Here is an 8,015-nt window from a genome sequence, read left to right on the forward strand (position 1 = left end):
ATTTGCTTAAATCTATGTCCTCAAGGCTCAGGCGGTCTAAAATACCAACAAGCTTACTGCCTTTGGCGATTATGATAACCGCTTGGCCCTTGAAATCAGCCAGCTTACTGAGGTTATCCAAGTTGTTATAATTAATAATCTCAAACTTCGGACTTCCACCGGACGAGGCTTGCTGAGCCAGCTCTGCCACGAATCTGTCACTGTATTCTCCACCTGGGGCGAGAATGGCTATATCGATCATGCCATTTGCAACTGCATAGCTGGCGACAGACAAAACCTCGTCCTCCACGCGGTCCCTAAGCGCATACACATGACCGCAAGCTTTACCTGTGCATTTTGACAAGCTTATCACAGGGATATCATTTTCCTCCGCAATGCTGAGTAAATCTGGAACCCTTTCCGCCGGAAAGCCAATAACTATTGCGCTGGCCGCTTTCAGCTTGCATTCCTCAAGCTTGTCAGCCGTCATAAAAACCAAAGCGGTTTCTTTCGATGCGCTGTTTTTCAGCGCCAGCATTGCCGCGTTGGCAATTGACTCTGAGTCCTGAGAAGCAGGCAGTACCACCGCAATGGTCTTGCCAATTGTGCTTTTTTCTTCTATAGGCGTAAGGTCGATATGCTCCGATTCTTCGACCTTCACGACCTTAGGGGCAGCAACCTCCGTCATGACTGGCTTGGTCGATTCTTGCTTTTGCGTACTGCACCCGACTATAGTAAGGGCACAGAGGAAGATGCTGGCTGTAATTATTCTGTGTAACATGGACTTTTTAGAGTATACACAACCCTGGTTAAACAAACTCTGCAGTGAGAGTATCACAAAGAAGCTTAGATCTCAACAAAACGTACCTGGCTTATATATAGTGGCCACCCCAATTGGGAATCTTTTTGACATAACCATAAGGGCGCTGCATATACTAAGCGCATGCGACTTGGTGATTGCCGAAGATACTAGGGTGACAGGCAAGCTTTTAAACTTCTATGGGATAAAGAAGCCATTACTCTCTTATCACAATTATAACGAAAAAGAAGTCGCCCCAAAACTGTTAGCCCGGCTTAAAAACGGCGAGACCTTGGCGTTGGTAAGCGATGCTGGAAGCCCGTTGATATCCGATCCTGGGTATGAGATTGTTGATGCTTGTATACGCGAAGGCATATTCACAACGTATATACCTGGCGCAAGCTCAGTTATCGCGGCGCTTGTCGGGGCGGGGCTTCCAACACACAACTTTTGCTTTCTTGGCTTTGTGCCGGCCAAAAGCTTTGAGGCTAAGCGCTTTCTGGAGCAACTTAAAGATCTGCCATATACGGCGATTATATTCGAAACAGCGAATCGAATCAGGGCTACCTTGGGCTTTTTAGTTGATATACTTGGCGCTAACAGAAAGATAGCCATAGCCAAAGAGCTTACCAAGCTTCATGAAACCTTTATTCGCGGCACGACAGGGGATATAGCGATACCCGAAGCTATCCGTGGAGAAATCACAATCGTGATTGAGCCTAGCCAAAAGCACGCCCAAACCATAGGCGACGAAGAACTTAGCGCGGCGATACGGGAATATGCCAAGACAACCACTTTAAGGCAGGCAGTAAACGCCGTAAGCGCCGACCTAAATGTTCCTAAAAACAGGGTGTATAAACTTGCACTGCAGCAAATCAACAAAGAAGACTAATTATCTTAAAGGCTTAGCGGCCGAGTACTGGAGCATAGCTTTTTTATGGGCAAAGGGCTATCGCATACTTCGCCGTAGGTATAAATGCAAACAGGGCGAGGTGGACATAGTATGCAAGAAGCGGCGTACCGTTGTGTTTGTTGAGGTTAAATACAGATCAACGCCGTATCAAGCGCTGTTCGCCGTGGATAAGCAAAAATATAACAGAATCCAAAAAGCCGCTTTATACTTTATAAAGGCTAATCCGCAATATCACAACTGCGACCTAAGAGTAGATGTAGTTGTCATAGGTCGATATTTTTCCACATCTCACCAGAAAAACGTGATTTTATAAAATTATCTTTAAATTGTTCGCAAAATATGTTATAAGCAATTTTAGGCGTATTTTATGTTGATAAAAACTTAGCGGAAAACACTATGGTTAAAAGAGTTAAATCGGCGCAATGCGCTTTATCTGTTGTTCAGGAGGATTTTGAACAACACGTTGAAGAAAATTCGGTTAAGAAAGGGAGCAATAATACAATGGCAGCTGAAAACAAAGATGGAAGCAAATTTGGGGCATATGACCCTGCGAAAATATCTGAGACGCTGAAAAGCGGTCTTGAGACGGCCTCAAATATAAACAAAATGTCGCTTGAAATGCTAAATAGCATAGCGAAACTTCAAACGAGTTTTATAAAACAGATGGTTGGCGAGGCCTCTAGTTCTTGTAAGAATTATCTTGATCTTAGCAAGATTCAGGATCAGTTTAAAACATCGACCGAAAAGATCAGGGAAAATGTCGAAAAAAACATTTCTCACGGCAAGCAAATAGCAGAAATGATAACTTCGACAGGTTCTCAGATTGTAGATCTGCTTAAAACTCGCTTTAGTGACAGTATGGAGAAGTTTAAGACAGCATCTGCCCGTAAAAACTAATCAAATCCAACACACGACTAAATAGCCCTCTGCCTGATCTCTGGGTGGAGGGTTTTTTATTGGCATGGTTTTAATAGTTGCGCTTGATCGTTTGTCGCTAATATTTTTTTGTTATAGTAAAAAATATTGCTTTCATAATATTATATACCATGGCAATCTAAGGATTAAGGAGAAATAAAAATGATAAATAAATCTAAAGCAGCAATCCTCGTAACAGCTTTGTTTGTATGTATTACCAGTCAAGCGTCGACCTTGCCAGGATTTGCACCTGAAGATCCATTGCCTGAAATTGAGCCAGGATATACGACCAAAATAAAAATCTGCAGCAGCCCTTCTCACGATACCGAGAGGGCCAGTATTCTTCCACCCAAGCATTTACTTGCCGATAATGGAATAAACTTTCGCGATGTGCGCGCCTATTTCGAGCATTGCGAGTGCAACGGTCTTACAAAGACACTAATCGTAGGCGCAATGAGAGGAAGCGGGATCCCTTCTCTTGGGCATAACGATACAGAAAAAATCTGCTGGGCCACTGTAATGACAGACTTGGACGCGTATGGACTAAGAGCGTATAACTTTTTCCTGATAGACATAGGCTTACCACACGATTCATTAGAGAGTAAGTTTGGTTTTTCCCCATCACCAGATATGATTATGGACGTCATAAACCTATCTCGACAGACCTTAGGATTAAGGCCAGATCAAGAAGGTTTTGATCGTGTAATCTTCGAAAATTTACCATTAAATATCGCCTTTTCTCCACGGGCAGTTGCTAATGCTTTGGATGTTTTGAAGCCAAATGGTCTATTGATATCATCCGGATTTCCTGAGATAAATTTAGTCCGCGATGATGGGGAATTTAAGGATGATCCATCCTTTTCAAAGATAACCCTTGTGGGCGGCAAACTTGCCTTCTATTACAAATTAGATGACGATGGTTGTATACTGCTGCATTCTTACTCTTGGGTCAGATGTGTTTCTTTCGAAGAGTGTCAAGATATTGAACGCGCTATAGCAGAGTCTTTTCCAAATATTTTTGCGCAATTAAAAGAGTATTTCGGCCCCAAAATAGTAGCGCAAACTACTTTAGGCCTCAGAAATATCCTGACACCACATTCATCATTTTGGCAAAGCGATAATCCTGAAACATGGCCAAGATGGGAATTTGGTGAAAACCCTCTAAAAGAAGTATTGCTGTTTGTGAAAAGGTAACATATGTGCTGACGTAAAGATTGATTAGCTTTAATAACGCCTCTCCTCATTGTCCGATTACAGCGCTGTGGGAAGGGGATTTTATCTATATTTCCTTTAAGTTCAGCGCTAATCTTACTTGGGATTTTATTTTTTAACAAGCAAAGCCATCCAATCTCATTATGCTTTCCATAACAGGCCATTATTTTAGTGCCGCCACCACCGACAGACCATTCAGCGACTTGTCTGTACCCTAAAATTAGTATAAGGTTGGTATATTTATATCTCTAGCACCTAGATACAGTGTCATTGCATAAAGCTGCGACCAAAGTCAGGCGCCTTAGTTTGGATGCAAATTTTATGCTGAAGAGTCCACTTCCGGTTCTGCTGTTTGCCAATGTAATTTCTACTTCAGTGGTTAATTTATGCATTCCTGCTTTGCCGTTGCTGGCCAAAGATTTATGCATATCGGCCTTTATCGCACAAGGAACCATAAGCATACATATGTTTGGAAGCTTCTTGGGAAGGATATTCTGGGGGCCGCTTAGCGATATATATGGCCGAAGATTCCTTCTGGTGCGGGGGCTGGCGATATCAATTTTAGGACTTGCCGGTTGCTGTTTGGCAACCAACATATATTATCTGTTATTTTTCCGAGCAATTCAGGCCATTGGATCCGGCGTTGTGCTGATTATATCTATGGTTATCGTCTCTGACATCAGCACAGGCGCCAAAAGAGCCAGAAACCTCGGCTTTATTGAAGCTTCTTGGCCAATTTCTTGGATATTTGCGCCGATTATCGGGTCATTTTTATGCTCAATCAGCGGATGGCGCGCAAATTTCCTCTTTTTGTTTGCCATGCAATTCTTTTCTCTTCTAATGGTCTACTTATATATCCCAGAAACTTTGGACCAATCGTCCAGATCAAAGTCATTTTCCATGGGCTTTTCTGGCTACAGATTGTTGCTGACCAATCCCTCGTTCATGATCTATGCCTCGATGCCGGGGCTTATATTGTCCGGATACATGCTATTTGCGGTCTCTGCCCCGTTCCTTTATACGATCGACTTCAAGTTCACCATACAGGAATTTGCCTTCATTCAGGCATTACCTTTGTTGGTATCGTTCTGCATGACCTTAAGCTACAGAAGCATAATCAAAAAGCTCGGTGAAAAAACCGGACTTTATTTAGGTATAGGATTTTACACAACGTTCGCGCTTCTTAATATCTTGATGCTTTTGGGAATCTTTACCATTACGCCTTATAGGCTGCTGTTTGCGATATGTATTCAGTGTCTAAGCAGCGCCTGTTTGATCCCGGCCTGCTGTTCTTTGGCTTTAAATAATGCGCCTAAAGGAGCCTCTGGTACGGCCGCTTCCGTTATTTCAGTATTACGCAATTTAATCGCTTCTATTTGTCTAATTTTTGGCAGCATGATCTATACTAACGGTAATCCAAAACAGATGATATTAAGCATAAGCTTAACTATTATGCTGGCTTTTGGTCTATCTATACCGCTGGTCAAAAAGTTCAAAAATGCTGGATCGAATGCTCTGCCAGAGAAATAGCACAGACTGCAAAACCTTCATGCAACTTGCTATCGAGCAAGCACAACAAGCCAAAGCGGCAGGTGAAATACCGGTGGGAGCGGTTATTGTACTTACTGGCACAGATCAAATTGTGTCTTACGGACATAATACGGTTTATCAAAATCAGGATCCAACAGCGCATGCTGAAGTAAACGCGATTAGGCTCGCTTCAAAAAGCCTTAACACCACTAAGCTTGAGTTATGCGATATGTACGTAACGCTTGAGCCTTGCACAATGTGCGCCGCAGCAATTTCTTGCGCTAGAATCAGGCGATTATTTTTTGGCGCCTATGATGCAAAGGGCGGTGGAGTTGAACACGGAGTACATTTCTTCTTGGCAAAAACGTGCTTACATGCGCCAGAGGCTTTTGGCGGTATTATGGAAACAGAATGCCGAGCCGTTTTAGAAAACTTTTTTTGCGATCTAAGAAGGCACGGGACACTTTAAATTTTTCAGAAATCCCATCTTTAGATTAATATAAATCTAGCGCTGGCTTTTTGAAGGACAGAATAATTGCAATACCCCAAACTCAAATTGGTTACATTACCCCAAACTCAAATTGGTTACATTAACTGATGCTTGTCTGAATTACTTTTATTTGAACAAAAGTCGCGATTTTAAATAGGCTATATCTTAATTTAGAAAGAGTTCAGTTCTCAGAGCTGGATAACTTTAACTAAGGATAAGCTTTACAACTTTAGGTTAGGTGATGATTTTTATTTTGGTAAAATTCGATTCGCAGAATCGGCAATTGAGGAAACCAATAAGACTTTTGAGCTATCGCTTCAGCGATTGCTTTATTGAATTTCTTACTTAATGACCTAGACATTTGAAAAGCTGTAGCAACTTATCCATTGGATCCATGTTTTTCTCACTTAATTTACTCATACTCTAAGTTAAAAGGTTTGGCTTGATGCAGAAAAATATATCCATAGTCGCCCTAAGTTAAGAGGTTTGGTGATGTAGGGACATATCCATTGAGCAGGACTGCGCACGCCCCTGCGTTATCCTCCTTCGACTTACTTAGCGATACTTGAATTTTGCCTAATTTGGGCTTGCTAACGCAAGGCTCGGAAGCCTTACAGACTTCCTCGATTGCCAGTTCTGCGAACTGAACTTTTCTTAAGTTGAAACCGTTATTAAATTAAAGTTATACGCTTTATCTAAACAAGAATTTGATTCACAGTTGTAGCTTGTTGATCCTGCCAACTTAACCTTTTTAATTTTACAATCAACTATTATTGTCGGCTTATTGCTTAATCCATATCCACAGTGTCTAGCTAGAAAATTATTGAAATTTTTAATTGTCCCTTACCAAAGCCCTTACCTAACCGGCTTAAGTATTCAGAAAGCTTTGACGATTCTTTGTCACAATTACCAATCGAGCAGGCCTGCATCCGCACCTACGAGCTGCAGCTTTAGCTGCGTTAGATCAGATTTACCACTAAGCTTACTTAAATGTTTATAAAACTGCGATGAACTAGTATTACATCTATCGAGGAAACCGTCAAAGCTTCCGAGCCTTGCGTCAGCAAGCCCAAAGTGAGTAAAACCAAAGCAATACTCAAATGGTTGCAGTTTAATAGCCGTTCAAGCAAGTTAAGTAAAAAAACTCAGTAAAACGTCGCTGAAGCGACGGCTCGGAAACCTAAGTGCCTTCTTCGGTGGAGGTGATACTAGTTCGCTTCAGTTTAATAATCATAAACTTAGCAGCAAATCAGATTTGACGCAGCAGAAGCTGCGGCTCGCAGGCATCAGCCTGCTCGTTTGCCAGCTCTGCGAACTGAACTTTTCTTAAATTGAAACCATTACTAAAATTTGTGATTTGCTGACCATTTAAACCAGCTTTTTTAGCCCCCAAATTGTCATTCGATTTACCACAGCAATAATATCTATCGAGCAAGCCTTCGTATGCGCTTGCGAGCCGCAGCTTTTGCTGCTCACATCAAAATGGCCGCAAAACTTGCTTAGACGCTTATCAAACCGAGGCGAACTGGTATTACCATCGAGGAGGTCCTGTTGACCTCCGAGCCGTTGCTTCGGCGACGTACTATCAGACTTTGCCGCAGGAGATGTATTTGAGATTTTACTTCCGGCTTGCCGCTGATCCTTTACCTTTACGTTACTTTCCCTCGACAAGCCGAGCAGTACTTTATCCGCGCTCAGCTTGGGCTTGCTAATGCAAGGCTCGGAAGCCTTATTGGCTTCCTCGATGGAGGTAATACTAGTTCATAGCAGTTTGATAATTGTCTAAGCAGATTTGGCGGTAAATCTGATATGGCGCAGCCAAGGCTGCGGCTCGCAGATTTTAATCTGCTCGATGGATATTATTGCTGTAGCAAGTCATTAAATGACGATTTCGAAACTTATATTTTTATTCATAGCAATAAAGGCAAATTAGCAAAATCTGTAAATTATAATTTTACATCAAATTTAGATAAGGCTGGCGATTTTAAATCAAGCGATGCTTTTAGTTCAGATAAGCCCAGTTCGTAAATCGGCAATCGAGGAAACCGTTAAGGCTTTCGAGTCTTGCGTCAGCAAGCCCAAGCTAGATGAATCCAAGTACTGCTTAGGCTATAGACAATTTACAGATCCATAATGATGCCGAAGCGAGTGGAAAATTTCTTGTGAAACAAATTCAT

The 8,015-nt window shown here is 42.0% G+C and carries 8 protein-coding genes; 7 read left to right on the forward strand and 1 reads right to left on the reverse strand.

The features are described 5' to 3' along the window. Positions 1–667 (reverse strand): hypothetical protein (locus LBL30_01295; GenBank protein ID MDR1031742.1); only part of this gene is annotated, 667 nt, incomplete at its 3' end. On the opposite strand from LBL30_01295, the gene rsmI reads away from it, so the two are divergent. The 7 genes from rsmI (at position 666) to LBL30_01330 (ending at position 7,972) form a co-directional block, all read left to right on the forward strand. After that, positions 666–1,670 (forward strand): 16S rRNA (cytidine(1402)-2'-O)-methyltransferase, encoded by a 1,005-nt coding sequence (rsmI, locus tag LBL30_01300; protein MDR1031743.1) that lies wholly within the window; start codon positions 666–668, stop codon positions 1,668–1,670. The two genes, LBL30_01295 and rsmI, sit on opposite strands and share 2 nt — an antisense overlap. After that, complete coding sequence (locus LBL30_01305; GenBank protein ID MDR1031744.1) at positions 1,612–2,004, forward strand: YraN family protein; 393 nt, start codon at positions 1,612–1,614, stop codon at positions 2,002–2,004. Before rsmI ends, LBL30_01305 begins: the two co-directional genes overlap by 59 nt. Positions 2,005–2,087: 83 nt before the next feature. Beyond that, positions 2,088–2,588, forward strand: coding sequence for a TIGR01841 family phasin (gene phaP / locus LBL30_01310; GenBank protein MDR1031745.1), 501 nt, complete (start codon positions 2,088–2,090; stop codon positions 2,586–2,588). A gap of 180 nt (positions 2,589–2,768) precedes the next feature. After that, a complete protein-coding gene (locus LBL30_01315) occupies positions 2,769–3,800 on the forward strand; it encodes a hypothetical protein (GenBank protein MDR1031746.1) in 1,032 nt (343 codons plus the stop codon). 339 nt (positions 3,801–4,139) lie between these two features. Continuing rightward, positions 4,140–5,348 carry an MFS transporter gene (locus tag LBL30_01320; GenBank protein MDR1031747.1) on the forward strand — a complete coding sequence of 403 codons (1,209 nt, stop codon included), beginning with the start codon at positions 4,140–4,142 and terminating at the stop codon, positions 5,346–5,348. A gap of 19 nt (positions 5,349–5,367) precedes the next feature. Further along, positions 5,368–5,817: a nucleoside deaminase gene (locus tag LBL30_01325; GenBank protein ID MDR1031748.1), complete on the forward strand. Its 450-nt coding sequence runs from the start codon at positions 5,368–5,370 to the stop codon at positions 5,815–5,817. A gap of 2,017 nt (positions 5,818–7,834) precedes the next feature. Beyond that, positions 7,835–7,972: a hypothetical protein gene (locus tag LBL30_01330; GenBank protein ID MDR1031749.1), complete on the forward strand. Its 138-nt coding sequence runs from the start codon at positions 7,835–7,837 to the stop codon at positions 7,970–7,972. Positions 7,973–8,015: the final 43 nt, after the last annotated feature.

This window comes from Holosporales bacterium, assembly GCA_031263535.1.
Taxonomy (GTDB): Bacteria; Pseudomonadota; Alphaproteobacteria; order UBA3830; family JAIRWN01; genus JAIRWN01.